At 59.9% G+C, this 25141-nt stretch carries 21 protein-coding genes and 1 tRNA gene; 12 read left to right on the top strand and 10 right to left on the bottom strand.

Going from position 1 to position 25141, the window contains the following annotated elements; all coding sequences use genetic code 11:
- Nucleotides 1-143: 143 nt before the first annotated feature.
- Nucleotides 144-228, bottom strand: a tRNA-Leu gene (locus ACTNA2_RS04540).
- 31 nt (nt 229-259) lie between these two features.
- Nucleotides 260-883, bottom strand: a complete 624-nt coding sequence (locus ACTNA2_RS04535) for a hypothetical protein (RefSeq protein WP_441048722.1) — start codon at nt 881-883, stop codon at nt 260-262.
- 163 nt (nt 884-1046) lie between these two features.
- Here ACTNA2_RS04535 and ACTNA2_RS04530 point away from each other — a divergent pair, with 163 nt between their 5' ends.
- Together ACTNA2_RS04530 and ACTNA2_RS04525 are read left to right on the top strand one after the other, a co-directional pair.
- Complete coding sequence (locus ACTNA2_RS04530; RefSeq protein ID WP_055252380.1) at nt 1047-1334, top strand: PTS sugar transporter subunit IIB; 288 nt, start codon at nt 1047-1049, stop codon at nt 1332-1334.
- An 11-nt stretch (nt 1335-1345) separates the two neighbouring features.
- Nucleotides 1346-1720, top strand: coding sequence for a VOC family protein (locus ACTNA2_RS04525; RefSeq protein ID WP_427718886.1), 375 nt, complete (start codon nt 1346-1348; stop codon nt 1718-1720).
- Nucleotides 1721-2014: 294 nt separating this feature from the next.
- Here the strand turns inward: ACTNA2_RS04525 and ACTNA2_RS04520 are convergent, their stop codons facing one another.
- The 3 genes from ACTNA2_RS04520 to ACTNA2_RS04510 are packed head-to-tail and all read right to left on the bottom strand — an operon-like array spanning nt 2015 to nt 4631.
- Entirely contained in the window at nt 2015-3310 is a 1296-nt protein-coding gene (locus ACTNA2_RS04520; RefSeq protein ID WP_441048721.1) for a sensor histidine kinase, read from the bottom strand.
- Nucleotides 3294-4070, bottom strand: a complete 777-nt coding sequence (locus ACTNA2_RS04515; protein ID WP_441048720.1) for a response regulator transcription factor — start codon at nt 4068-4070, stop codon at nt 3294-3296. The genes ACTNA2_RS04520 and ACTNA2_RS04515 overlap by 17 nt, the downstream gene beginning before the upstream one ends.
- An 18-nt stretch (nt 4071-4088) precedes the next feature.
- The gene (locus ACTNA2_RS04510; protein ID WP_441048719.1) at nt 4089-4631 is read right to left on the bottom strand and encodes a DUF4342 domain-containing protein; all 543 of its coding nucleotides are present in this window, start codon (nt 4629-4631) and stop codon (nt 4089-4091) included.
- 563 nt (nt 4632-5194) lie between these two features.
- On the opposite strand from ACTNA2_RS04510, the gene ACTNA2_RS04505 reads away from it, so the two are divergent.
- Nucleotides 5195-5590, top strand: a complete 396-nt coding sequence (locus ACTNA2_RS04505) for a (deoxy)nucleoside triphosphate pyrophosphohydrolase (RefSeq protein ID WP_441048718.1) — start codon at nt 5195-5197, stop codon at nt 5588-5590.
- Nucleotides 5591-5626: 36 nt separating this feature from the next.
- Here the strand turns inward: ACTNA2_RS04505 and ACTNA2_RS04500 are convergent, their stop codons facing one another.
- Entirely contained in the window at nt 5627-8743 is a 3117-nt protein-coding gene (locus ACTNA2_RS04500) for a DUF3427 domain-containing protein (RefSeq protein WP_441048717.1), read from the bottom strand.
- On the opposite strand from ACTNA2_RS04500, the gene ACTNA2_RS04495 reads away from it, so the two are divergent.
- The gene (locus ACTNA2_RS04495) at nt 8716-8955 is read left to right on the top strand and encodes a hypothetical protein (protein ID WP_441048716.1); all 240 of its coding nucleotides are present in this window, start codon (nt 8716-8718) and stop codon (nt 8953-8955) included. The two genes, ACTNA2_RS04500 and ACTNA2_RS04495, sit on opposite strands and share 28 nt — an antisense overlap.
- A gap of 85 nt (nt 8956-9040) precedes the next feature.
- Nucleotides 9041-9766, top strand: a complete 726-nt coding sequence (locus ACTNA2_RS04490) for a metallophosphoesterase (protein WP_441048715.1) — start codon at nt 9041-9043, stop codon at nt 9764-9766.
- Nucleotides 9767-9781: 15 nt separating this feature from the next.
- Here the strand turns inward: ACTNA2_RS04490 and gluQRS are convergent, their stop codons facing one another.
- The gene (gluQRS, locus tag ACTNA2_RS04485; protein ID WP_441048714.1) at nt 9782-10741 is read right to left on the bottom strand and encodes a tRNA glutamyl-Q(34) synthetase GluQRS; all 960 of its coding nucleotides are present in this window, start codon (nt 10739-10741) and stop codon (nt 9782-9784) included.
- 565 nt (nt 10742-11306) lie between these two features.
- Here gluQRS and ACTNA2_RS04480 point away from each other — a divergent pair.
- Entirely contained in the window at nt 11307-13250 is a 1944-nt protein-coding gene (locus ACTNA2_RS04480; protein WP_441048713.1) for a DUF2207 family protein, read from the top strand.
- A gap of 273 nt (nt 13251-13523) precedes the next feature.
- On the opposite strand, the gene ACTNA2_RS04475 is transcribed toward ACTNA2_RS04480, so the two are convergent.
- The gene (locus tag ACTNA2_RS04475; protein WP_427728515.1) at nt 13524-14165 is read right to left on the bottom strand and encodes a GNAT family N-acetyltransferase; all 642 of its coding nucleotides are present in this window, start codon (nt 14163-14165) and stop codon (nt 13524-13526) included.
- Nucleotides 14166-14442: 277 nt separating this feature from the next.
- Here ACTNA2_RS04475 and purH point away from each other — a divergent pair, with 277 nt between their 5' ends.
- From purH to ACTNA2_RS04455, 4 genes are all read left to right on the top strand, one after another.
- A complete protein-coding gene (purH, locus tag ACTNA2_RS04470; RefSeq protein ID WP_427794233.1) occupies nt 14443-16050 on the top strand; it encodes a bifunctional phosphoribosylaminoimidazolecarboxamide formyltransferase/IMP cyclohydrolase in 1608 nt (535 codons plus the stop codon).
- 278 nt (nt 16051-16328) lie between these two features.
- A complete protein-coding gene (locus ACTNA2_RS04465; protein WP_441048712.1) occupies nt 16329-17036 on the top strand; it encodes a hypothetical protein in 708 nt (235 codons plus the stop codon).
- Nucleotides 17037-17213: 177 nt separating this feature from the next.
- A complete protein-coding gene (locus ACTNA2_RS04460; RefSeq protein WP_154515056.1) occupies nt 17214-17885 on the top strand; it encodes a response regulator transcription factor in 672 nt (223 codons plus the stop codon).
- Nucleotides 17886-17894: 9 nt separating this feature from the next.
- Nucleotides 17895-18938 carry an ATP-binding protein gene (locus ACTNA2_RS04455; RefSeq protein WP_441048711.1) on the top strand — a complete coding sequence of 348 codons (1044 nt, stop codon included), beginning with the start codon at nt 17895-17897 and terminating at the stop codon, nt 18936-18938.
- A 252-nt stretch (nt 18939-19190) separates the two neighbouring features.
- On the opposite strand, the gene ACTNA2_RS04450 is transcribed toward ACTNA2_RS04455, so the two are convergent.
- Nucleotides 19191-19628, bottom strand: coding sequence for a universal stress protein (locus ACTNA2_RS04450; protein WP_154515052.1), 438 nt, complete (start codon nt 19626-19628; stop codon nt 19191-19193).
- A gap of 242 nt (nt 19629-19870) precedes the next feature.
- Here ACTNA2_RS04450 and ACTNA2_RS04445 point away from each other — a divergent pair, with 242 nt between their 5' ends.
- Nucleotides 19871-20851, top strand: coding sequence for an undecaprenyl-diphosphate phosphatase (locus tag ACTNA2_RS04445; protein ID WP_441048710.1), 981 nt, complete (start codon nt 19871-19873; stop codon nt 20849-20851).
- A gap of 146 nt (nt 20852-20997) precedes the next feature.
- A complete protein-coding gene (locus tag ACTNA2_RS04440; RefSeq protein ID WP_441048709.1) occupies nt 20998-23901 on the top strand; it encodes an ATP-dependent helicase in 2904 nt (967 codons plus the stop codon).
- A gap of 287 nt (nt 23902-24188) precedes the next feature.
- On the opposite strand, the gene ACTNA2_RS04435 is transcribed toward ACTNA2_RS04440, so the two are convergent.
- Entirely contained in the window at nt 24189-25121 is a 933-nt protein-coding gene (locus ACTNA2_RS04435; RefSeq protein ID WP_441048708.1) for a type I phosphomannose isomerase catalytic subunit, read from the bottom strand.
- Nucleotides 25122-25141 lie beyond the last annotated feature (20 nt).

Genomic DNA, 25141 nt, shown 5'->3' with positions numbered 1-25141 from the left:
CCTCATAAGTTGCGGTGAAATAGTTCCTAAATGGGCTGATAAACTGCCAAAACAGGAACTATTCCACCGCAACTTAGAGGCTTGACGGTGTCCAAAAGAAACGAGCCCGCATTCCAAAGGGACACGGGCTCGTAAACAATACGTGGTAGGGGCGGTGGGACTCGAACCCACAATCCTTGCGGCGAGAGATTTTAAGTCTCCTGCGTATGCCAATTCCGCCACGCCCCCGTAAGACTAGAAGTCTAGCACAAGCCGTCCGTTACGCGTTGACGGCCATCGAGTGTTGGTCCGACTTCTCGAGGAACTCTTGGAACTTTGCCTCGTCGCCCTTGTTTTGGTACTGCAGGGCCAGCAGGTACTCCAGTCGGCAGCGCTTGACCGGGTCGTTGCCGACATCCTCGAGCATGCGCTCCAGCTCGGGAATGTCGTTGTGGCGCTTGAGGATCATCGTGTCGTACATCAGCTGGCATTCGTGCGCGACTGCCTCGGCTTGGCCACCCTCAAAGCCCTTGATCTCGTGCAGCAGCTCCTTGGACTTTTTGCGGTCCTCCTGGCCAACGTAGTAGTTAAAGGCCTTGATCACCAGATCGACGCGCTGCATCTTGGGCAGGTTGAGCCCCAGCAGCAGGTCAAACATCTCGTCGGCGCGCTCGTGGTCCTCGCGCAGCAGATAGGAGTTCAGGCGCAGGTAGTCGCGGTTGTAGCGCGGGTACAGCATGCTGGTGAGTTTGCCGTCGAGCAAACGATCGAACTCGTCCCACTGTTTGGCGGCCATGAGCCGCTGCAGGCGTTTAAACGTGGTGCGTTTTTTGATGCTAAAGAGCAGCGACACGGCGATACAGATGACAACGACGACGGTCCAGAGTGTGCGGGAATCGGGCATATTGAGCTCCTCGGTCGCTCGTAAAACAAGCGGTATGACAAAACGTACTAGATGTATTATACGCAGCGTGCAAGCAAACTGGCACAAAAGTGCATCGAGGCCGAGCGCCATCGCTCGCTGCGGTACACTTACCTAAAGTAAACCATGAAGGGAGACATTACCTATGAAGAAGATCGTTTTGGCTTGCGGTGCTGGCGCTGCTACTTCCACGCTCGTTGCCCAGAAGGTCGCCACCATGCTCGACGCCAACGGTTACGCCGGCAAGTATGAGATCGTGCAGTGCGCCATTTCCGAGGCCAAGGACGCTTGCGACGAGGGCGCCGACCTGCTGATCGCCACCACCGTTGCCCCCGAGGGCCTCACCTGCCCGTACGTGAGCGGCGTGCCCTTTATGACCGGCATGAACCGCGTCGCTGCCGAGAAGGCCGTTCTCGACGTCATGGCTCAGTAGACGCTGCCTGTATGAACGAGCAGAACGCCAACCCGGTCGAGCTCTTTGGCATGCGCGTTGCCCATGTGGGCATTAACGCCACCGACCCGGCAGACGCCCTGGAGATCGCGGAGCTGTTCTCGACGATGATGGGCCTGCCCGTCAGCGAGACCCCGATTTCGTACTTTAACGACTCGCTGGTCGAGATCATGAAGCAGAACGGTCGTGGCGCCAAGGGCCACATAGGCTTTGCCGTCAACGACATCGATGCTGCCGAGAAGTGGTTTGCCGAGCACGGGCTCGAGGTCAACGAGGAGTCGCGCGTGCTGCTGCCCGACGGCGGCACCAAGCTTGTGTACTTTAAGCGCGAGTTCGCCGGCTTCGCCGTGCACCTGTGTCGCGAGTAGCGCGCAAGCTGCTATAACGAAAAAAGGGATAGGGCCGCATGGCCCTATCCCTTTTTTATGCCGAGGGATCGACCTTTTGAGGGGACATGAAATCGGGGTCTAATACTTTTCCCGAGAAGTGAACGAGCAGAATTGGACCCCCGAAGCATCGACACTTTGAGGGTACCGTTTCCTGCGGTTTTGATGCTGGAATCCTGCGACTTTCCCGTCGAAAAATGTGGATGCTTCAGGGGTCCAAATACGCTCGTTCACTTCTCTGGAAAAGTATTAGACCTCGATTCACGAGGGGGCTTCCTACCGTGGCAGGCGAATCGTAAAGCGGCTACCGACGCCCTCGACCGAGGTCACGCCAATGGCGCCGCCATGGCTATCGACAATCCACTTAGCAATGGCAAGCCCCAGGCCCGAGCCCTGCGCGCCGGCATCGCGTGCGTTGTCGGCGCGGTAGAACCGTTCAAACGCGTGAGCTGCGGACTCCTGGTTCATACCGATACCCTCGTCCTCAACACTTATGTCGATCGCGCCCGTGCCCGTATCGGGAGTTATGGCAAACGTGACGGTCGTTCCCGCGTTCGAATACTTGGCGGCGTTCTGCACGATCACGCGCAGAGCCTGCTTCACAAGCGCCACGTCGACAGGTGCGTCGCAGCGCGGATCGTTGGCAAATGCAGCGTCAAAAGCCAGCCGATACGTGTGCGCGGCGTCGATCATCTGCGATTCCTCGCACACCTCGCCGACCAGTGCGGCCAGGTTGGTATGCGCACGCCGCAGGACCGTGCGCCCGGCATCGCCGCGTGCCAAAAACAGCAGCTGCTCCACGAGCTCCTGCATATGCTCGCTTTCGGCCTTGAGGGACGCGATGGATTCCGCCAGCACGTCCGGGTCGTCTTTGCCCCAGCGGTCGAGCATGTTTACGTAGCCCTGAATCACCGCGATGGGCGTGCGCAGCTCGTGGCTTGCATCGTTGACAAAGCGCATCTGCTGCAGCTTGGCCTCTTGCATCTGGCGCAGCAGCCGGTTGAGCGCGACCTCGATGCTTGCCAGGTCGGCGTCGCCGGTGGTGACGCTCGGCGAGTCGACACTCGCGCGCTCGATGGCCTGCTCCAGTGTTTCCATCTTGCCGCCGGAGAGTTGCATGCGGCCGAGTTCGTCCACGCGCAGGGCCAAGTCGTTGAGCGGTGCCATGGTGCGACGCACGTGCCTCGCGCCGCCGAGCATGTTGAGCACGCTGATGACCTGCCAACCCACAACGACAAAGTAGAGAGGCCATAGCGCGACGAGGTCCTGCGCGAGGGGGAAGGTCTTGGTGGTACGCGCAAGTTCGACGGTATAGGTGAGCGTTGTCAGGTCCCAGTCGCGCGCGGGCTTCAGCGACATGCCGTGAACGGCGGCGCTGGGGATCCATCCTGCGGTAAACGCGCCTTCGGGTAGCGTCTGGTTGTATCCATAGACGAGGATCGCCGCCGCAATCACCATCAGCAGCAGATCGAGCCAGACGTAGCTCATCAGGCGGCGCCATATATAGCTCCAGTTGATGGCGCGGGCGATGGAGGTGACGCGCTTGGTCTCGGTGTTACGCGCGACAGACATAGCCCACCCCGCGCACGGTTTGGATGATGCGGGCGCCGCCAGCGTCTTCGATTTTGGCGCGCAGGTGCGCGATGTGTACGTCGACGTTGTTGGTGTCGCCCACGTATTCGTAGCCCAGTGCCTCGTGCGCGATGCGCTCACGCGTGAGTACGGTTTCGGCATGCGCCATAAGCAGTGCGAGGACGTCGAACTCGCGGGCCGTGAGCGCGATGGGCGAGCCGCCGACCGTGACTTCGCGGCGGTCGGGGTCGAGCACGACCGAGCCCACGGTGAGCGCGGCGGGGGAGGGCGCGACGGAAGCCTTGGTCGACTCACTGACCGGGGGCACCGCAGCGGCGTCGCCGCCCGCCATGCCCGCCCCAGCGCCGGCGCCGCCAACGCCCGAAGCCGCCCGCACGGCCTCCGCGCGCTTCAGCGCCACGCGAATCCGTGCGAACAGCTCCTCAATCGCAAACGGCTTGGTCAGGTAATCGTCGGCACCGGCATCGAGGCCGGCCACCTTGTCCATCACGGCATCGCGCGCGGTGACCATAATCACCGGCACATCCTTGTGCTTGCGGACACGCCGCAAGACCTCCATGCCGTTGAGCTGCGGCAACAGCACATCGAGCAGAATCAGATCGTAGTCGCGCTCCAGCGCCAGGTCCACGGCGGTGCGGCCGTCGGCGGCGTGCTCCACCTGGTAGCCCTCGTGCTCCAGCTCGAGCGTCACAAAGCGGGCGATTTTCTCCTCGTCCTCTACGATCAGGATCCGTGCCATGCGTGCCCCCGTCTGCGATTACTTGTCGTCGTTCAGGTTTTGCTTGATGTCGTCCGCGGCGTTGGCGGCGTGATTCATAAGGTTGTTGATGCTGCCGGGCACGTCGCCGTCGCTATCGATGCGGTAGCGCATGCCAAAGAATAGGCCAATCAGCATGAGCCATATCGTGGCGCCCCAGGCAAACAGGGCGACGATGGGGATCAGGATGGGGATGTTGAGGATGATGGCGTCGCGGCGCGTGGCGATAAACTTGGTGTCCAGGCTCAGGCGGAAGAGCTTTTTGAGGTACTCCCACACGCTGTCCATCTTCTTGGAAAAGTCAGTCTTTTCGCTCGACTTCTCGTAGGCTGCCTGCGCGGCGACCATCTCGGCCGAGGGTTCATCGACCGGCTCGGATTCGGTGGCGGCGTGCGCCGATGTGGTCTGGGTCTTGCCTTGCGACTCGAGCCAAATGATGGCATCCAGAACGTTGCCGTCGGTGGCGTCGAGCGCGGCCTTGGCATCGGTGTAGCTCACGTTGCACTTGGTGCGGATGGTTTCAACTTTTTCGAGGTCGTCCATGACCTGTCCTTTCGTTCGATGGGCACGACGCCAGGCGATCTGCCCGGGCGCGAGCGTTGCGTTCGGCGATCTGCGTTGCGCGGCGCCGCCCCGCCCTTGGTCGAACTTTATAGTGCAGGTTATAGATTAAGCGATTCTTGAGCCAAGATTAATGTTGGATGAGTTTTTGGGTGGTGTGAGGGAGGAGCGGAATGTGTCCATTGGGTTGCGCGGGGGAGAAACGACTCGCCTTTTGGACTGCTGCCGACGAGGTCCAATACTTTTCCGAGAAGTGAACGAGCTAAATCGGACCCCCGAAGCATCGACACTTTAGAGGTGCCGTTTCCTGGGGTTTCGGTGCTGGAATCCTGCGATTTTGCCGACGAAAAATGTGGATGCTTCAGGGGTCCAAAAACAGACGTTCACTTCGCGGAAAAGTATTAGACCTCGATAGCGGGGGATGGGGTGCCGGTGCAAAACGGCGTTAAGGGTTGGTCGAGCAGGTGGTTTTCAGGCGACTGGGACATGGCGGGCGGTTGATCACCTATACTGGTTGGGCTCAACTGGAGAGGTGATAACTAGTTATGAAATCAATCAATGTTGCAGCAGCGGTTATTCAGAAGGACGGAAAAATTCTGAGCTGCCAGCGCGGCTATGGCGAGTTTAAAGACGGCTGGGAATTTCCGGGCGGCAAGCTCGAGCCGGGCGAGACCGGCGAGCAGGCAATTGTGCGCGAGATTCAAGAAGAGCTCGAGGTCACGATCGGTAACCTCGACTATCTTTGCACGGTCGAACACGATTACGAGACGTTCCACCTGTCGATGCAGTGCTACCTAGCTACCATTCTTTCGGGGGAGTTCAAAGAGCATGCTCACGAGGATATGAAATGGCTTGATACCAATAACCTGTGGGATGTCGATTGGCTTCCGGCAGACGTTAAAGTCGTTAAGGAGCTCGAAAAGAAACTCGGGCTTATGTAAGAAAGGGGCGGGCGCCACATGGCGGCCCGCTCTTTTTTACTCGGCCTCGCTCAAATCGCTGAGCATAAACTCGTAGATGTCCTGTCGTACAGGCACATTGAGCTCATATTCGATTTCAACGGCGTTGTCGCCGCTCTTAGTTTTAATAGCTTCGAACTCACCGGTCGGATGCATTTCGCCTAAGAAATAGAACTCCTTGCCACCCTTATCGTCCTTATTCTTTCGCATAAACAAATACGTTTTCAGGCCGTTTTCCGGCCATACCTGCAGTCGCAGAATCTCGGGAGAGTTGAGCGTACGGTTGCCCTTGGAGATTGCGATAAGCTTGCTCGGCGAAACAAAGCGATCTTCATACTGAATTGACTCACTAATGTCGGGCGCCTTGTCATAGTTAATAAACACAGGGAATGTATTGGTCTTTTCGTCGTAAAAATAGCCGCCAAGATTTTGGCCGTTGATGTTCTTTTCCCAGTTCATCAAGCGGCAAACCTCTTCGTACGTGTACTTGGCGTTGAGAACGAAATTTGTGTTTTCGTACGTCTCGGCATAGTCGAGTCGGTTGCGCGCGATACCAAAATCCAGCACCTCAAGAATCTGACGTTTGAACTCTGCGTTGCGCAGGGCGGTCGCAAACACTTCGGTCAGACGAGGTCCGGTTCCATCGTCAATGAGCAGGGAAACGAAATCCTTAGGAGTGGCAAAGTCGCCCTTAAGGACTGCGATTGCCGACCTAACGGCGCTGTCCTTAAGCTGTGCGCGGTAGTTCCTAAGCGCAGCCTCGCGCATATGCCGGTAGCCCTCGTGTCCGGCTTCGACGAGCGTTTGAAGCAAATAGAGGTCTTCGAATCGCTTGCCCGCGGCAAGTTTTTGAGAAATAAATTTGAGAATCTTGGTTTGATCAGAGGAAAATTGAACCGTGTAGTCCGGCTCGTATTTGGAAAGAAATACGTGGTAGGAGCCCAGGCTGCTATTCTTGAAGATAAGCAGCGGATCGATGGAGCCGTTACGATCAAATTCGAGCAGCGAGGGAATCTTGCCGAGTTTTTGGCGCAAGTCGAGATATTCGTTTTTCAAAAACCTGACGGAGGTGAAATCGCCGCCGTCGATGGCCTTGTAAATGCGTGCCTCGGAAATACGATCGAAGCTCACGGTCGAGCATCCGGGGATCGCCGAATCGCCCTCTTGAACAAGACGGCGCAGGCGGTCTTTGTTATATGTCTTGTCACCCGAAAGCGCGATGGGCACCAGGAAGTTGCTCTGGTAGTTGCCAATAAAGTCGAGCACCAGTGCGTATTCCTTACCATCATTCAAGCGCAAACCTCGTCCGAGCTGCTGAATAAAGATGATTGCGGAGTCGGTGCGTCGAAGCATGATGATTTGATTGAGCGAGGGGATGTCGACGCCTTCGTTCATGATATCGACCGAGAAAATGTACTCGAGCTCGCCGGCTTCAAGTCGGCTGATCGCGGCATCGCGGACCTCATCGGGATCTTGACCGCTAATCGCAACCGTTCGATATCCGAGAGCGTTGAATTTGCGTGACAGTTCCTTGGCCTCGGCGTTTCGATTGCAAAAAATTAAGCCCCTGCGATTGCTTTTGGTGACGCTATATTCTTCGATCTTCTCGGTGATATGACGCACGCGCTCGTCGGACGTTAAGCGCCCGAACAGGGCGATATCTTCGACCGTTTCGTCGTCAATCTCCAGATCGTGAATGCCAAAATAATGGAAGGGGGCAAGCATCTCCTCGGCCAAAGCGTCCTGCAGCGTGATCTGGAACGCGATGACGTGATTGAAAAGAGCGAAGACGTCATAGCCGTCGGTGCGATTGGGTGTAGCGGTCATGCCCAGATAAAACCGAGGCGTAAAGTGCGACATGATGGATTGGTAACCCTGGGATCCCGTGCGGTGGGCCTCGTCGATGACGATGTAGTCGAACTCATCGGGACGGAAATCGCTCAGATGTTTGGCGACCGAAGAACACATGGCAAACACGCAGGTAGCATTGCTTATATTCTTGCCAGTTTGATAGGTGTCGAACGTATAGGTACTACCTAAGAGGCGTTCGTAGCTTGCGCGGGAGGCGTCGATAATGCGCCGGCGGTGCGCAAGAAAGAGGACGCGCCGGGGTTTAGTTGCGAGCACGTCGAACGCCGAAAGGAAGGTCTTGCCGGTGCCGGTTGCCGAGACCAGCAGGGCGCGGGTCTCGCCCTTGCGGTGGATTACGCCGAGCGCCTCAAGGGCGCGCTGCTGCATTTTATTGGGCTTGATTTCTTCGAGGTCATTCTGCACCGGCGTTTCCGCAGATCTGAATGTCGGTTTCGATTTGGGCTTTGGCGGACGTGCCGATCGATATGCGGCATAGTTCTCAATCCAGTCTTGGGAAAGCAAAACAGTTGAGGTGTCGTTCCACAACGAATTGAACTCGCCCCTCAGTTCGCCGAGTAAGCGGCTGTTATCGACAGTCTGATACAGCACGTTCCATTCTTTATTACAGGTGAGGGCGGTCTGCGTCATGTTCGAGCTGCCGATGATGACCGTGCTGGTTTCGCCCTTATCAAAAATATATCCCTTGGCATGCAAATTACCTTGGAATACGCGAACTTCCATGTTGTCGTATTCCAGGAGCTTGCGAAACGCATCGGGTGAGTTGAAGTTGAGATAGGTGGACGTGAGCAGCCTGCCCTTAATGCCACGCTGTTTGAGCTCCTGGAACGCCTCGACCAGGATTTGGAGACCGCCGTCTGCAACAAACGCTACGCAAAAGTCAAAGGAGCTGCAGGTTGAGAGCTGCTCTTTGATAACGGATAGTAGTGTTCCGCCTGTCGCCTTCGAGTTGGCGATGAGCTTGGGTGAATCGTTCTCGCGTGCAAGCGAGTCGAATTCAATATCAATCTGCTGCTGCGTAGTCATCCCGGCCAAACCTTTCGAAAGACTATGTTGGCGCCAGGATAACAGATCGATCGTTCGTGTTTTGGGCATATGACGGTATTGATTGCCGGCTTTGGTCTGAGGGGCGCGGTTTCTCCATTGATGTCCGCACGGCATGTGACACTTACCCTGCCGCCCTGCTCTGCCGCGGCGGCATGTACCCAAACAACGGCCCTCTAAGGAGTCCGATATTGATGAGTGATAACACCAAGCATCTCGCAAAGAAGTGCGTTAAGGACGCGGGGCCGTGCCTCGCGCTGTGCGTGGTCGGCGCAGCGGTCGCGCTGTTGGCTGTTCTGGGACCATTCGACGTGCTCCGAAGTGCCAACTCTCTGCACGTTTGCATGGCTCTTGCCGGCGCTATGATGACCGGCGGCGTGCTCGATCTGATTTTTTGGGTGCTTGATCCGTTTGGATGGAAGAACGAGGGGTAAGCCCTAAGGGATGGAAGGGCTGGAACGGTTGGCTTAGTGATCGTGCAGAATGTGGACTAGCTACTTACGGGGAAGCGGTGATCCGATGACGGTCTATGTGACGGGCGATATTCACGGCGGCGTCGACATGCAAAAGCTGCGCGACTGGGATCTTGGGGATAGTCTGACGAGCGACGACCATCTGATTGTCGCGGGCGACTTTGGCTTTCCGTGGGATTTCTCTGCCGAGGAGTGCGCCGACATCGCTTGGCTGGAATCGCGTCCCTATACCGTGCTGTTCGTCGACGGCAATCACGAGCGTTTCGATCACTGGGCGGAGCGTCCCATGGAGCTGTGGCACGGTGGGCTAACGCAACGCCTGTCGGATACCTCTCCCATACGGCGCCTGACGCGCGGCGAGGTTTTTGAGCTCGACGGCTCAACGATCTTTACCATGGGCGGCGCCACGAGCGTGGATAAGGAATACCGCATTCCCTATTCCAGCTGGTGGCCACAGGAGCTGCCGGACGAGCGCAACTTTGAGGAGGCGCGGACAAAGCTCGACAGCGTGGGCTGGAAGGTTGACTACGTGGTCACCCATACCTGCTCTACGCGCATGCTTTCGCCCACGCTCTATCCTGCGCCCGGCTGGAATTGCCCCGACGTCGACCGACTTACAGCATTTTTCGATGAGCTGGAAGACCGCTTGGACTACAAGCGCTGGTACTACGGGCATTTTCATCGGGATGCCAACCCTGCCGAGCGCCATACCGTGCTCTACGACTGCATCGTTCGCTTGGGCGACGAACTCCAGCCCTGGGACGTTGCGTAGGGGCGAGGTATTTGGCTACTCGTCCGTTACAGCGATGTTCTTGCGGTGCGCGCGGATGACATTCCAGCTAAAGTGCTCGACCAGCTGCTCGGCAGAGCGCGGCGTGGTGTCCGGCGCGATGCCCGTTTGCCCGGCGAGCCATCCCAGCAGTGCCTCGGGCGTGCCAAAGCGTGCGCGTAGCTCGCCCAGGTCCAGATCGCGGTCGCGCTTGGAAAGGCGGCGGCCGTCTGGCGACACGAGCAGCGGAATGTGCGCGTAGTGCGGCGTGGGAAGTCCCAGCAGATGCTGCAGATAGATTTGGCGGGGCGTAGAGCCCAGCAGATCGCATCCGCGCACGACCTCGGTGACGCCCATGGCAGCGTCGTCGACCACCACGGCTAGCTGGTAGGCAAAAACGCCGTCGCTGCGGCGCACCAAAAAGTCGCCGCACTCGGTGGCGAGTGCCTCGCATTGGGCTCCGTACGTGCGGTCAACGAATTCGATCACGTCGCCGGCGAGGTCGTCGACGGCGGGCACGCGCAGGCGCGTGGCGGGAGCGCGCAGGGCACTGCGGCGGGCAACCTCCTCGGCAGAAAGGCCTCGGCAGGCGCCGCGGTAGATGGGCGTGCCGTCGCTGGCATGCGGCGCGCTCGCGGCGTGGAGCTCGGCACGCGTACAAAAGCAGGGATAGGTGAGGTCGGCGTCATTCAGCCGGCGCAAGGCGCTTTCGTACAGGTCCAGACGATCGTGCTGGTAGTAGGGGCCTTCGTCCCACTCAAGCCCTAGCCAGGCCAGGTCGTCAATCAATTGAGCGGCAAGTTCCGGGCGCTTGCAGCGATCGTCCAGATCCTCTATGCGTAACACGATGCTGCCGCCTTGGCTGCGGGCCGAAAGCCACGAGCACAGGCAGCTGAACACGTTGCCCAGGTGCATGCGGCCCGAGGGCGACGGGGCAAAACGGCCTACGACAGGTACGGGAACGGAGGCGGGCTGCATCGTTGGCGCGTTCGCGGCGGGCGTTGCTATGTTGCGTGCGTTGATATCCATGCGGACGAGTATAGCGCGGGGCGCGATGGGGAGGCGTCACTGTGGTCCGCAAGTTGTCGAGGCCCCGCATTGCGTATGGTGGGCCGCAGGCTCGGTGCTTTGATTCCTGTCGATCAACTCAGTACCTTAGACAACAGAAACCCCGGCAGCTCTTCGCAACTGCCGGGGTTTCCGCGGAAAAGGGGGACATGATCCTCGAGCGAACGGCAAAGGGGCAAACCGGTTTCGCTCAACTGTTTTATGCCCCTCGGCTGGCGGCTCAATCAGCGCGTGCCGCGCCCACACAAAGCTGCTACACCTGTGACGGAGCTGTGAAGTGGTATCTATTGCTGGCGCGGGCCATGCCAAGGGCGTCCCTCATGACTAGTCATTTAAGAACGTCCCCAATGATTAGCTGCTGGCGGCAGGCATGACTTTCATCCCGTTTGGCGCTCCGGTCGCCTAGATGTTCGTCATGTGTACCCGCAAACGTGGGACAATGGCGCTGTTGGTTTTACAGACAAAGGATGTGCCTATGAACGCCCCCGTTGCCAATGCTTGTCGGCAGCGCTGCCTGCTTGCGCGATTTGCTTCCATTTGCGCACTCGTCGCGTGCGTGCTGCTGCTGTTGCCCGCCGTTGCACGTGCCGACGGGTATTCCATGACCCAAACCTATATCGGTGCCACGGTTGAGGCCGATGGATCGCTGACCGTTGTCGAGGGACGCCAGTTTGATTTCGACGACGACATCAACGGCGTGTATTGGGATATCAATACGGGCACCAACCAGCAGGGTGGTACGGCGGGTGTCGACGTGCTGAGCGTCGAGGAAGATGATGCCGCGTTTAGCAGGGTTGACTATGCAAACAAAGGCGACAACGGCGTCTATACGGTTGAGCAGTCCGACGGCGGCGTAAAGATCAAGGTGTTCAGCCCCCACGAGAGTGGCGACAGCGCGATCTATTACGTGAGCTACACCATGACCGGTGCGGTTATGAACTGGTCCGATACCGCCGAGCTTTACTGGAAGTTTGTGGGCGACGGCTGGTCTGCGGACTCCGATGACGTCGAGATGGAAGTTTACTTCGCAAATGCCGCTGCCGGAACGGCGGCCGTCAAGGGCGATAACTTCCGTGCATGGGGCCACGGTCCGCTCACGGGCGACGTGTCGCTCGACGCGGACGAGCCCATGGTCACCTATACCATACCCTGCGTGCATCAGGGTGAATTCGCCGAGGCGCGCATCGCCTTCCCCAGCGATTGGGTGCCACAGCTCGCCGCCTCGGGCAAGGAACGCATGTCGACAATTCTGAGCGAGGAGAAGGCGTGGGCCGAGGAGGCCAACGCCCGCCGCGCTCACGCCCGCATGATCGCCAATGCACTTGCCGTGGTTAGCGTTGTCGCGGCGGTGGCCTTTACCGGCACAATCGTCGTGCTCAAGTTGCGCAAGCGCAAGCCCAAACCGCTGTTCCAGGACGAATATTTCCGCGACGTGCCCTCGGCCGACCATCCCGCCGTGCTTTCGGCCCTCATGAGCTGGAACGAGGTGCCCGATCAGGCATATATCGCCACGCTCATGAAGCTCACCGACGATCGCGTGATTAAGTTAGAGGAGGCAATCGCGACCAAGGGCAAGAAGGGCCTGCTCCGTCGCGAAAAAGAGGAGCAGACGTATCGTGTGACGGTGAGCGATGCGGGCTGGAAGTCGGCCAAGGGCATTGACCGCATGGTGCTCAAGGTCTTCTTTGCCGGTGCTAAGCCCGACGAGAACGGCGATCGCTCGCGCACGTTTGACGAGCTGCAACACTATGTTAAGCAGCACGCTACGCCCGTGGGCGACAAGCTCAAGGACTATCAGAGCACCGTTAAGGGCAAACTGGCCGATAGCGAGTACGTTGCCTCGGACGGCATTGTCGCAATGGTGTTTTGCCTGGTTCTTGGTACTCTGATCGCCTTTGTTCCCGTGGGATCCATCTTCTTTACCGACGGCGCACAGGTGAACATTGTCGCCGCGGTTATCTCGGTGCCGATTGTGCTGGTGGGTATTGGCGTGGGCCTTACGTTCCGCCGCCTTACGCCGGAGGGCGCCGAGGTGGCGGCTCGCTGCAAGGCGCTCAAGCATTGGCTCGAGGACTTCACGCGTCTAAAGGAAGCCGTCCCCGGCGATCTGGTGCTGTGGAATAAACTTCTGGTGATGGGTGCGGCGCTGGGCGTTTCCAAGGAAGTTCTGCGTCAGCTTGCCGAGGCCGTGCCGCCCGAGGTGCGCGAGGCCGACGGCTTCTACGACAATTACCCCTGCTACTGGTGGTACTACCATCACTACGGAAACCAGTCTCCGCTCGATTCGTTCGATGGCGTGTATCACGAGAGCATCCGTGAGCTGGCTTCGAGTTCCGATAGCTCGAGCGGCGGCGGCGGTGGTGGCTTCTCGGGCGGCGGGGGCGGCGGCGTCGGCGGAGGCGGCGGCGGAACGTTCTAGCGGTCCTAAATTATGGGATGGGCTTTTCTCGGCAGCCGTCGGGGAAAGCCCATCCCCTTTTTATGCGCCAAAATGCGCCGATCTTTTACTTTTGCCCACCGCTATTTGCAGAATCCTCTATAGGGTGATGCCAGCGAGGGTTTCGGTGACTCTTTTGTTCAAGACTGTCCCCGGCGACTAGTCATTTAAGAACGTCCCCAACGACTAGGTGTGGTTGCTGCCAAGGAGTGTCCCGGGGTGCCAGCACAAAGGGGATGTCCCTAACTGCCAGGTTTAAGCTGTTAGGTCGAGTTCGTAGAGGAAGCTTTCGCGCGGCATGTCGTGGCGGCGCTCTTCGCGGTTGGCGCGGTGCGTGGCCGTGCGCTTAAAGCCGTGCAGCTCGTAGAACTTCCACGAGCAGTTGGAGTCGGTATACAGGTGCGCTCTCGACGCTCCGCGCGAGGACAGGTGCGAGACCGCGGCATCGAGCAGAACCGAGCCAACGCCCAGGCCGTGGACATCGCGATCAACGGCAAGCAACGTGACCTCGTTGTCATGCGGCAGCGGGCTGCTCTCGAGCAGGCGGTTGTTGGTCCGAATGGTGGCGCGCACAAACGAGAGATACTCGGCACAGGCATCGGGCTCCAGCTCACGCATCTGCGACAGCAATGCGCGTTCGGTATCCATCCAATGCTCCTTAACGGTGGCGCCGCTGCTTTGCCCCGCACGTGCGAGTGCAATGCCGCGCGCCTGGCCGTCGATTACGGCGACCTGCGAAAACGTCGAGGAAGAAAGGCAATAGGCGAGGTCGCACGCGGCCTCAAGGCGGTTGTACTCTTCGTTATCCGAATTGTTATGCCAAAGCTGCTGCAAGATCAGTGCGATGGCGTCGAAGTCTTCGGTATCAAACGGTCGGTAGAGAACCCGCGAGACCATGGTGCCTCTTTCTATTGCGGATGCATATCGAGCACAGTTCTACCATGCCATTGGCATCTAATTATGGTGCCCCTGTGTTCCATCAACTCACCGTGCCTAGTGCCGCTCCTGCAACCCCCGCTCGCAAGCTTTTTCTGCACATGCGCCCGTTACGGGGTGCATCGATGCGCTCGATGCGCTACATTGAATCAGTATTTTCAATGCCGCTGCGCGAGCGCTGCAGATCGACGTATCACCGACTCACAGAGCACGGCGGCGTACCAGACAGGAGGACTGCATGGGATCTGATGTGAAGATCGCACGCGCGTTGATCTCGGTTACCGATAAGACGGGCGTCGTCGATTTCGCACGGACGCTGGTTGACGACTTTGGCGTCGAGATCATCTCTACGGGCGGCACGGCTCGTGCCATCGAGGACGCGGGCGTTCCCGTAACCCCCATCGAGGAGTTCACGGGCTATCCCGAGATGATGGACGGCCGCGTCAAGACGCTGCACCCCAAGGTTCACGGCGCGCTGCTGGCTCGCCGCGATTCCGAGCAGCACATGCAGGAGGCAGCTCAGCACGGCATTAAGCTGATCGACCTGGTCGTCGTCAACCTGTACGAGTTCGAGAAGACCGTCGCCAACCCCGAGGTCACCTTCGCGGATGCCATCGAGCACATCGATATCGGTGGCCCCTCCATGCTTCGCTCTGCCGCCAAGAACGCCGCGAGCGTTACCGTCATCTCCGACCCGGCCGACTATGATGCCGTCCTGGCCGAGATGCGCGAGACCGGTGGCTGCACCACGCTTTCCACCCGTCGTCGCCTGCAGGTGAAGGTCTACCAGACCACCGCCGCCTACGACACGGCTATCTCCCGTTGGCTTGCTGCCCAGGCAAGCGACGTGGCGGACACCTCTGCCAAACTCGAGGTCTCGCTGGAGAAGGTCGACGACCTGCGCTATGGCGAGAATCCTCAGCAGAAGGCTACGGTCTACCGCTTTGCCGATGGCTGCGAGAACTCCGCGAGCTCGCAGTTCCCGCTCGTGGGCTCCGAGCAGATTCAGGGCAAGCCGCTCAGCTACAACAACTATTTGGACGCCGATGCCGCTTGGAACCTGGTTCGCGAGTTCGACGAGCCTGCCTGCGTGATCCTCAAGCATCAGAACCCCTGCGGCTCCGCCGTTGCCGAGGACATCACGGCTGCCTACGACCGCGCCTTTGCCTGCGATCCCAAGAGCGCTTTCGGCGGCATCATCGCCTGCAACCGCGAGGTTCCCTTTGAGCTGGTTGAGCACTTTGCCGATCAGAACAAGCAGTTCGTCGAGGTCATCATCGCCCCGAGCTACACCGCCGAGGCGCTCGAGCGCATGGCCAAGCGCCCCAACCTGCGCGTGCTGGCTACCGGCGGCGTGGACCACGGCGCCAAGGTGGAGCTGCGCTCCATCGACGGCGGCATGCTGGTGCAGGAGGTCGACCACGTGATCGAGGATCCCGCGACCTTTACGTTCCCCACCGACCGCAAGCCCACCGATGCCGAGATGGCCGAGCTTGAGTTTGCCTGGAAGGTCTGCAAGGGCGTCAAGTCCAACGCCATCCTGGTCTCCAAGGGTAAGGCCGGCATTGGCATGGGCCCGGGCCAGCCCAACCGCGTTGACTCCGCACTGCTTGCCTGCGAGCGCGCCGAGGACTTCTGCGAGCGCGAGGGCGTGGAGAAGGGCGGCTTTGCCTGCGCAAGCGACGCGTTCTTCCCGTTCCGCGACAACGTCGACGTGCTTGCTGAGCACGGCGTGACCTGCATCATCCAGCCCGGCGGCTCCAAGCGCGACGACGAGAGCATCCAGGCCTGCAACGAGCATGGCATCGCAATGGTCTTCACGGGCGCTCGCCACTTCCGCCATTAATGATCGTTACGCGGTTTTACCAAACCGCGTAACTGCTCGACGCTGCGCCGGCCCCAAGCACCTCATCTCGCCGCTCAAACCGTCGCTCGCGTACAGAAGTACGCGTCGCTCCTCTTTCGCGGCGACCTGAGGCACTTGGGTCCGGCTCGCTGGCTTATGCTCCACCAGCGGTATTGGCTCGCCCCGAACTAAAGCTATCTATTGCCGCCCGTGCCGGTTGGTGCAGGCGGCTTTTTTGGGTATAACGGTGCGGTGTATGTTTTTGAGAAAGGTTGGATATGGCCGTTGTGGATGATGCCGAGCTGTTTGGCAATGCCGAGGACCAGCGTGCGTACGAGGACTTTTGCGCCAATCAGGAGGCGGTCGAGAAGTTTACGCTCGACAAGCCCGCGCTTGTCTGCCGTTGGCGTATGTCCAACAAAAAGGTGCCCATGCTCAACCGTCACATTCGTGCGCTGTCCGAGCGCCTGGTGCAGGGCGAGCCGCTCACCCATAACATGCTCAGCTGGGCCAAGCAGCACGTTGAGTGGTCGCTTGCCGAGGGCGATTACACCGCGCGCGACGGCGTGCTCATGCTGGTGATCGACGTTAACGGCAATGCCGCCATGACGGTGGGGGAGTACGAGCCGCTGGCCGATACTTCGGCCAAGGCGCTGCGTGCCCGCTCCGCCGAGGCCCGCTCCGAGGCCGACGAAACCGGCGTGGCGCCCGAGCTGCTCGCCGCCGTCAACAACGGCGAGCTGGTCTTTGTGGCACCGGCGGACGAGTGCCTGTGTGGCACGGCGACGCTTATCGAGCAGCTGGCCCAGACCAAGGGCATCCCGGTCACGCGCGTGGACATTCCCGCGCAGCTCAAGGGCGCGCTGTTCCTGGTGAGTGACGAGCACGGCGTGGTTCCTGCCGCCGAGACGGACGCCGTCGAGTCCGACGCCGCTACGGTTGCCTTCTTTGCCGAAGGCTACGAAAAGCTCCGTGCCTGCCGCTAAATGATTTTCCTGGGACGGGGATTTAATAATCATTTGATCCTCGCTCCCGTTGCGAGCGAGGGGCGAGCCAAACGCTTTCGTTCGCGAACAGTTCTGTCACCTTGGTGCCTCGCGAGGCACGCACCTGCGGCTCCGCGGTCATAATGGGGCAAGACAACCAAGAGGGGAGCGGAATCCATGGCGCTGATCTATGTCGTTGAGGACGACGAGCGCATTCGTCGTGAGCTTGTCGACATCCTTGCCCGCGCCGGGTTTGAAATCGAGGCCTGCGAATCGTTTGAGCATGTCTCGCGCGATATCCTTGCCGCCGCGCCCGACCTGGTGTTGCTTGACCTCACGCTTCCCGTCAAGGACGGCCAACATATCTGCCACGAGGTTCGCCACGAATCCGAGGTTCCTATCATCGTCCTCACGTCGCGCACGACCGAGATCGACGAGGTCATGGCCATGACGCTTGGCGCGGACGACTTTGTTCCCAAGCCTTACAGCGCCCGTGTGCTCGTGGCGCACATCAATGCGTTGCTGCGCCGCACCGCGGCGGCGGGCGATCGCAGCACGCTCGTCCACAAGGGGCTGGAGCTCGACCTCGCCCGCTCCATGGTCACCAATACGGCAACCGGCGACAGTACCGAGCTCACCAAAAACGAGCTGCGTATCCTCTCGCTGCTCTTGGGCCGCGCGGGCAAGATTGTCTCGCGCTCGGCTATCATGCAGGACCTGTGGGACTCCGACGCCTTCGTGGACGACAATACGCTCACCGTCAATATCAACCGCCTGCGCACCACGCTCGAAAAAATCGGCATCAAGGGGTATTTGACGACGCATCGCGGCCAAGGCTATTCGGTCTAGGAGCCGGTTATGTCGTTTGCCAAGTTCTTTAAAGATGCACTGCTTTCCGTTGCCGTGTGGACCTGCGGCGTGCTGCTGAGCTGTTTTGTACTGACGGTCGCCGGCGCCCCGGCATCCATCGTGGTCGTGGCGGTCGGTGTGTCCTTTATCTTTGGCATGCTGGGCATCGTGATCGAGTACGTGCGCCGTCGTCGTTTTCTGTGCCAGCTGGAGCGCGCGGCAGAGGAGCTGGGGAGCCCCGCATGGGTGCAGGAGATGGTGCAATGCCCGACCTATGCCGAGGGCGAGCTCGAATATGAGGTCTTGCGCCGGGTGGGCAAAGCCGCTTGCGACGAGGTGGCGGAAGGCCGGCGCCAGACCGATGACTACCGCGACTATATCGAGAACTGGGTCCACGAGGCCAAGCTGCCCCTGGCGGCGGCTCATCTGATTTTGGAAAACCTGGACGGCAGCGAAGACGACCTGTCGCGCGTGGATGAACTGGGTCGCGAGCTGGCTCGCGTGGAGCGCTATATCGATCAGGCGCTGTACTATGCGCGCTCGGAAGTCGTAGAGCGCGACTACCTGATTCGCCGCTGGGGTCTCAAGAGCTTGGTGACGGGCGCGATTAAAGCCAATGCGCGCGAGCTCATTGCGGCGCACGTGGCTCCGGTGTGCGAGAACCTCGACTTTGAGGTGTTCACCGACGAGAAATGGCTCGAGTTTATTCTGGGCCAGCTCATTCAGAACAGCATTAAATATGCGCGTGAGGACGGCGCGAAGATTGTGTTTTCGGGTGCGTTGCTGGACGAGGGCCTGGCAAACGAGCGCATCGAGCTTACCGTCGCGGACAACGGCTGCGGCGTGAGCGCGGCTGACCTGCCGCGCGTGTTCGAGAAGGGCTTTACCGGCGATAACGGCCGCACCACCAAACGCGCAACGGGCATCGGCCTCTACCTGGTGGCGCGCCTGTGTTCCAAGATGGGCATCGACGTCACCGCGGCATCCGACTCCGGCGAAGGCTTTGTCGTAACATTCGCTTTCTCGACCAACAAGTTTCAATACTTCGAGTAGTCGGGCCGTCTTGTGGTGCGGATGGCTATGTTCCCGAGCGTGAACATGGCTATGAGGCTCTAAAAAAATCACCCAAAAAAATGTGCCGCCCAACCAGGGCGGCACGCCATCTCTCTATTCAGCTAACTCGCTGAAGTACGGTGACGAAGGCGCAAGGCCGGGAGGGGTTATCTAAGCCGACATCCCGCAGCCGCGAAGCGGCGAGGACGTCGGCGTGATAACCCCGCAGGCCTTGCGCCGGCGGGAAGGAACCTACTTCACGACCAGAATGTCGCAGTCGGTGTTGCGCAGCAGGAATGTCGAAATCGAACCCAGGAGCGCATACTTGATCGAGGAAAGGCCACGAGCGCCGCAGAGCACCAGATCGGGCTTGACCACGTCGAGCATCTCGTCCTTGAGCGTCTCGCGAATACGGCCGGCGCGAATCATGACTTCGACCTCGGGAATGTTGGGATTAGCCTTGGCCTCTTCGAGCTGCTTGGCGATGGAGTTCTTAAAGGCCTCCTCCAGGCCGTTGACCAGATCGACCGGATAGGAACCGGCGCTCTCGAGCGCCGTGGAATCGATGACGTGACCGATGATCAGCTTGGCGCCATTGTTTGCGGCGACCTTGATAGCGCGTGTGAGCACAAAATCCTGCTGCTCAGTACCGTCGAGTGAAACAAATACCTTGGTATAGCCCTCGTTCATGGTTTCCTCCTTGGTCTATCGCACGGGCGCGGGGCTCGTGCATCGGACGACGTGTTGGCCGCCGGACACTTTAGCTTGTTGCAGTTATACCCAAGGATTTCGGTTTGACCGCTCGCAATTCTGTGAACGGGCGAGATTTTTGGTAAGGGTGGGCGCGGCCGCGGCCGAACGGTTGATAATGGGACATCGCCCGCAACCGTCCGCAGAACAACTATCGGCGGGTGAAAAACGAGGGGGTCCCTTTGGATATCATCGAGCTTCTAAAATCTGCCTTCATGGGCCTGGTCGAGGGCATCACCGAATGGCTGCCCGTTTCGTCGACGGGCCACATGATCTTGGTGGACGAGTTCGTCAAGATGAATGTGAGCGAGACATTCTGGAATATGTTCCTGGTCGTGATTCAGCTTGGCGCCATTTTGGCCGTTTGCGTTCTGTTCTTCTACGACTTAAATCCGTTCTCGCCCAGCAAGGGCAAGGAGGGTCGTCGCGACACCTGGGTGCTGTGGGGCAAGATTGTGCTTGGCTGTATTCCCGCCGCGGCGATCGGTCTGCCGCTCAACGACTGGATGGAGGAGCATTTCTATAACGCCCCCGTCGTGGCGCTGGCGCTCATCGTGTACGGCGTGTTGTTTATCGTGATTGAGAACTGGCGTGCGAGTAAGCGCGAGAACGCCGCTCTTGCCGATTCGTTTGGTTCGTGTGCTGTGGTGGCGGGCGGGCGTCCCGCCGGTGCACACTTCGCGGCTCCTGCGGCGGATATTACCGAAGACAATGACAATGACGAGGATTTGGACTTTGGATCCATCGCCACGCTCGAGGACCTGAGCTGGAAGACCGCATTGGGTATCGGTTGCTTCCAGGTGCTTTCGCTGATTCCGGGCACATCACGCTCCGGCTCTACCATTATCGGCGGCCTGCTGCTGGGCTGCACGCGCTCGGTGGCGTCCAAGTTCACGTTTTTCCTGGCCATTCCCGTTATGTTTGGCGCGAGCGCGCTCAAGCTGGTCAAGTACTTCGTTAAGGGCGGTACGTTTGGCACCAACGAGATTGCCATTCTGGGCGTGGGCTGCGTCGTGGCCTTTGTGGTTTCGCTTATTGCCATCAAGTGGCTCATGGGCTTCGTTCGCCGTCACGACTTTAAGTGCTTTGGCGTCTACCGCATTATTCTGGGCATCGTGGTGCTCGCGTACTTCTTTGTTCTGGAGCCTATGCTCGGCCTGTAACTTGGTTGACGCTGCGCGGCGGCCAGAGCGCGGCGCACGGAGTCGTGGTGTGATTTGCGTCGGTGTCCGCGCGGCTCGGTATACTGGTACGGCTCAAACTATGGCGCCGCCCGCAGGCGCGCCGTCCGTCAGATGAGGAGTCGCCCATGACCCAGCCCTTGCCCTGGGAAAAGAACGCCGCGGTACCCGTGCCGCCCGCGCCGGAACCCGTGCCGCTCGATGCATACATCGCCCCCGCTGCGCCGGAGCCCGAGCTCGTTCCGCTCGACATCTACGACGCTCCCGCGCCGGCACCCAAGCCCGTCAAGCCGCTCGTCGACATCGACAGCCTTAATCCCGCCCAGCGCGAGGCCGTCCTGACCACCGAGGGCCCGTTGCTGGTCCTCGCCGGCGCAGGCTCGGGCAAGACTCGCGTCCTGACCTTCCGCATCGCGCATATGCTCGGCGACCTGGGTGTTAAGCCTTGGCAGGTTCTTGCCATCACGTTTACCAACAAAGCCGCGGCCGAGATGCGCGAGCGTCTGACGGCGCTCATTCCCAGCGGTACCCGCGGCATGTGGGTGTGCACCTTCCACGCCATGTGCGTGCGCATGCTGCGCGAGGACGCCGACCTGCTGGGTTACACCGGTCAGTTCACCATCTACGATGACGATGACTCAAAGCGCATGGTGCGTGACATTATGCAGGCGCTCGGCATCGAGCAAAAGCAGTTCCCCATCAACATGATTCGCAGCAAGATCAGTTCGGCCAAAAACGCCATGATCGGCCCCGAGGACATGCTCAAATCCGCCGATAGCCCCAACGACAAAAAGGCCGCGCAGGTCTACCTGGAGCTGGAGCGCCGCCTGCGCGCCGCCAACGCGATGGACTTCGACGATTTGCTCGTGCGCACACTCGAACTGCTGCGCACCCGCCCCGAGGTGCTCGACAAGTACCAGGAGCGCTTCCGCTACATTAGCGTCGACGAGTATCAGGACACCAACCACGTCCAGTACGAAATCGCCAACCTTCTGGCCGCCAAGTACCAAAACCTCATGGTTGTGGGCGACGATGACCAGTCCATTTACAGCTGGCGTGGCGCCGACATCACCAACATCTTGGACTTTGAGCAGGACTTTAAAAACTGCAAGACCGTTAAGCTCGAGCAGAACTACCGCTCTACGGGCCATATCCTAAACGCCGCCAACGCCGTGGTGCGCCACAACTCGCAGCGCAAGGACAAGCGCCTGTTTACGGCTGAGGGCGATGGCGAGAAGATTCAGGCCTTCCAGGCGAGCGACGAGCGCGACGAGGGCCGCTGGATTGCCGGTGAGATCGAGAAACTGCATGCCAAAGGCACGAGCTACGACGATATCGCCGTGTTTTATCGCACCAACGCCCAGTCGCGTATTCTCGAAGATATGTTTCTGCGCGCGGGCGTGCCCTACAAGATCGTGGGCGGCACTCGATTCTTCGACCGTGCCGAGATTCGCGACGTCATGGCCTACCTCAAGATGATCGTGAACCCGGCCGACGAGATGAGCGTCAAGCGCGTCATCAACACACCGCGCCGCGGCATTGGCTCCACCTCAATCCAAAAGATCGAGCAGCTGGCACGCGACAACCGTTGCTCGTTCTTCCAGGCTTGCGAGATCGCGTGCGCCGAAACCGGCATGTTTAGCGCCAAGGTGCGCAACGGCCTGTCGAGCTTTGTCTCACTGGTGCGCGAGGGCCGCCGCATGGACGGCGAGCTCAAGGACGTTGTCGAGATGATCGTCGATAAGACGGGCCTTCTGCAGGCGTTTCGCGCCGAGGGCACCATGGAATCTGAGAGCCGCGCCGAGAACATCCAGGAATTTCTGGGCGTTGCGGCGGAATTTGAGGAGACGCACGAGGATATCGAGGGTACGCTCGAGAGCCTAGAAGAGCTGCGCGCAGCCGGTGTTGCCGACGTGCCTGCCGGCGCCGAGCCCGAGCCCGTCGTGGTGAGCGTGTCTGCGCCCGAACCGGGGCCATCTGCCCCGGCATCCTCGTTTGAGGCACTCGTCGGCGCCCGTGACGCCGCGGGCTCCAATCCGCTCGATGGCTTGGCCGCTCCGGCGCTGTCTCCGCAGGATGCCCTGGCCGCCGCCATCGCAGGCAACGCGTATGCCGCGCCGACGGAGCTGTCGGCGGGTGCCGTGCATGCCGGCGAGATCGAGCGTACCTACGGTCCGCTCACCTGTAAGGCGCTGCCGGCACTCATGGAGTGGCTGGCCTTGCGCTCCGACTTGGATTCCCTGGCCGGCGAGACGCATGCCATTACCATGATGACCATCCACTCCGCCAAGGGCCTGGAGTTTCCGGCGGTGTTCGTGGCCGGCATGGAGGAGGGTATCTTTCCGCACGTCCACGACTTTGGTGGCAGCGATGATCCGGGCAAGCTCGAGGAGGAGCGTCGCCTGGCCTACGTCGCCATCACGCGTGCCCGCAAACGCCTGTTCTTGACCTATGCGGCCACGCGTCGCACCTACGGTTCGACCTCCGCCAACCCGCGTTCGCGCTTTCTCAACGAGATTCCGTTTGAGGATATCGAGTTTAGCGGTATCGGTTCTGCCGGTTTTGAGGGCACGGGCTGGGAGAAGCGCGGCGACCGTCGCGGCACCTTTGGCTCGGGCACGGGTTCGGATATGTATGGCGGCAAGGTGTTTGGTTCGCATACGCGCTCGACCGGCGGTTCCGGTTCGCGCGGCGGATCGAGCTTCGACGATTTCTTTGGCGGCAGCAGCTACGGGACCGAGCGCCATCGTGGGGTCTCGCCCGACGCCGGTCGCGTTGCCTCGACCTTTGGCTCGGGCGCACCGCGAGCCAAAAAGCCGTCGTCTAAGGTGTCCCCGACAGTGGAGCGCAAGGTCGATCGCGCCAGCGCGTCGCAGGACTTTGCCGCGGGCGATACCGTGAGTCATAAGACTTTTGGCACGGGTACCGTGATCTCGGTCGCTGGAGACATGATCGAGGTCCAATTCGAAAAGACCGGCCAGACCAAAAAGCTTATGAAGGGCTTCGCTCCGATCGTCAAGCTGAATGCCTAACTGCGAGGTTGACCGGGCGCGCCGGGGGCTTTGGTCGCCTGCTCGGACAGTCCTGCTCGCACGGAGAGCACATTAAGTGCTCTCCGGCTCGTGCGGAACTCGCGATCGACCAAAGCCCCCGGCGCGCCCTCTTCCTTGTGGCGTTTTGGCCTGCAGCTTGCGAACGTCGCTCTGCTCGTTCGCTTTTTGATCTGGAGAACCGGGTGGGCTGATAGATAGATACGAGTAGGGGCTCTTCCGTACATGGTCGGGAGAGCCCCTTATTACGTTTCGGTTGTTGGCGCGACCTAGAGGTGGCTGATAATCAGTTCCATCTGGCCTTCGAGGTCAATGGAGCTGACGGTGCTGGGTGCCAGCAGATGGCTTCCCTTGTGGACGGGGTCGCCGCAGACGGTGCCTTCGCCGTCGATGACCGACAGGCACATGAAGGGCCAGCGCTGCTCCAAGGTCTTGCTGCCGTCGACGCGTACGCGATCGACAGTGTAGCAGGAGCAAGACTCGAGCTCGGTTACGCCGTTCACCTCGGGCGCGGCCACCGTGCCGTCGGTCGGAGCCTGAGCATCAAAGTCGATGCAATCGAGGCTCTGCTCAATGTGCAGCGGACGCAGTTTGCCATCGGTGCCGGGACGGTCGTAGTCGTACAGGCGATACGTCACGTCGCTTGACTGCTGCGTCTCCAAAATGAGCGTGCCGGTCTTGATGGCATGCACGGTACCGGAATCAATCTGGAAAAAGTCGCCCTTGTGGATCGGCAGTACGTTGAGCATGTCGTCCCAGCGGCCGTCCTCGATCATCTGCGCGGCCTCGGCGCGGTCATGCGCGCGCTGGCCGACGATGATTGTGGCGCCGGGCTCGCAGTCCAGCACATACCAGCACTCGGTTTTGCCCAGGCTGCCGTTCTCGTGCTTGGCAGCGTACTCGTCGTTGGGATGAATCTGGATCGAAAGGTCGTCCTTGGCGTCCAGAATCTTAATGAGCAGCGGGAACTCCTTGCCCTCGCACCTGCCAAAGAGCTCGCGGTGCTCGGCCCACAGCCACGACAGCGTGTGGCCTGCATACGGGCCTTCCGCAATCTGGCAGTCACCGTTGGGGTGGGCCGAGATGGCCCAACACTCACCGATGGGACCCTCGGGAATGTCGTAACCAAATACGGTTTCGAGTTGACGGCCACCCCAGATCTTCTCGTGGAAGATCGGCGTCAGTTTAATCAAATCGGACATATTCATACCCCATTGTGTTG

This window comes from Collinsella sp. HCP28S3_E9 (genome assembly GCF_052065455.1).
Taxonomy (GTDB): Bacteria; Actinomycetota; Coriobacteriia; order Coriobacteriales; family Coriobacteriaceae; genus Collinsella.
Note: the sequence above shows the minus strand (reverse complement) of the source record. Positions and strands in the feature narration are given on the sequence as shown.

What these genes read in the sequence shown, in the direction of transcription:
- ACTNA2_RS04535 (WP_441048722.1), bottom strand. Translation starts at nt 883, where the DNA reads ATGCCCGATTCCCGCACACTCTGGACCGTCGTCGTTGTCATCTGTATC.
- ACTNA2_RS04530 (WP_055252380.1), top strand. Translation starts at nt 1,047, where the DNA reads ATGAAGAAGATCGTTTTGGCTTGCGGTGCTGGCGCTGCTACTTCCACG.
- ACTNA2_RS04525 (WP_427718886.1), top strand. Translation starts at nt 1,346, where the DNA reads ATGAACGAGCAGAACGCCAACCCGGTCGAGCTCTTTGGCATGCGCGTT.
- ACTNA2_RS04520 (WP_441048721.1), bottom strand. Translation starts at nt 3,310, where the DNA reads ATGTCTGTCGCGCGTAACACCGAGACCAAGCGCGTCACCTCCATCGCC.
- ACTNA2_RS04515 (WP_441048720.1), bottom strand. Translation starts at nt 4,070, where the DNA reads ATGGCACGGATCCTGATCGTAGAGGACGAGGAGAAAATCGCCCGCTTT.
- ACTNA2_RS04510 (WP_441048719.1), bottom strand. Translation starts at nt 4,631, where the DNA reads ATGGACGACCTCGAAAAAGTTGAAACCATCCGCACCAAGTGCAACGTG.
- ACTNA2_RS04505 (WP_441048718.1), top strand. Translation starts at nt 5,195, where the DNA reads ATGAAATCAATCAATGTTGCAGCAGCGGTTATTCAGAAGGACGGAAAA.
- ACTNA2_RS04495 (WP_441048716.1), top strand. Translation starts at nt 8,716, where the DNA reads ATGAGTGATAACACCAAGCATCTCGCAAAGAAGTGCGTTAAGGACGCG.
- ACTNA2_RS04490 (WP_441048715.1), top strand. Translation starts at nt 9,041, where the DNA reads ATGACGGTCTATGTGACGGGCGATATTCACGGCGGCGTCGACATGCAA.
- gluQRS (WP_441048714.1), bottom strand. Translation starts at nt 10,741, where the DNA reads ATGCAGCCCGCCTCCGTTCCCGTACCTGTCGTAGGCCGTTTTGCCCCG.
- ACTNA2_RS04480 (WP_441048713.1), top strand. Translation starts at nt 11,307, where the DNA reads ATGAACGCCCCCGTTGCCAATGCTTGTCGGCAGCGCTGCCTGCTTGCG.
- ACTNA2_RS04475 (WP_427728515.1), bottom strand. Translation starts at nt 14,165, where the DNA reads ATGGTCTCGCGGGTTCTCTACCGACCGTTTGATACCGAAGACTTCGAC.
- purH (WP_427794233.1), top strand. Translation starts at nt 14,443, where the DNA reads ATGGGATCTGATGTGAAGATCGCACGCGCGTTGATCTCGGTTACCGAT.
- ACTNA2_RS04465 (WP_441048712.1), top strand. Translation starts at nt 16,329, where the DNA reads ATGGCCGTTGTGGATGATGCCGAGCTGTTTGGCAATGCCGAGGACCAG.
- ACTNA2_RS04460 (WP_154515056.1), top strand. Translation starts at nt 17,214, where the DNA reads ATGGCGCTGATCTATGTCGTTGAGGACGACGAGCGCATTCGTCGTGAG.
- ACTNA2_RS04455 (WP_441048711.1), top strand. Translation starts at nt 17,895, where the DNA reads ATGTCGTTTGCCAAGTTCTTTAAAGATGCACTGCTTTCCGTTGCCGTG.
- ACTNA2_RS04450 (WP_154515052.1), bottom strand. Translation starts at nt 19,628, where the DNA reads ATGAACGAGGGCTATACCAAGGTATTTGTTTCACTCGACGGTACTGAG.
- ACTNA2_RS04440 (WP_441048709.1), top strand. Translation starts at nt 20,998, where the DNA reads ATGACCCAGCCCTTGCCCTGGGAAAAGAACGCCGCGGTACCCGTGCCG.
- ACTNA2_RS04435 (WP_441048708.1), bottom strand. Translation starts at nt 25,121, where the DNA reads ATGTCCGATTTGATTAAACTGACGCCGATCTTCCACGAGAAGATCTGG.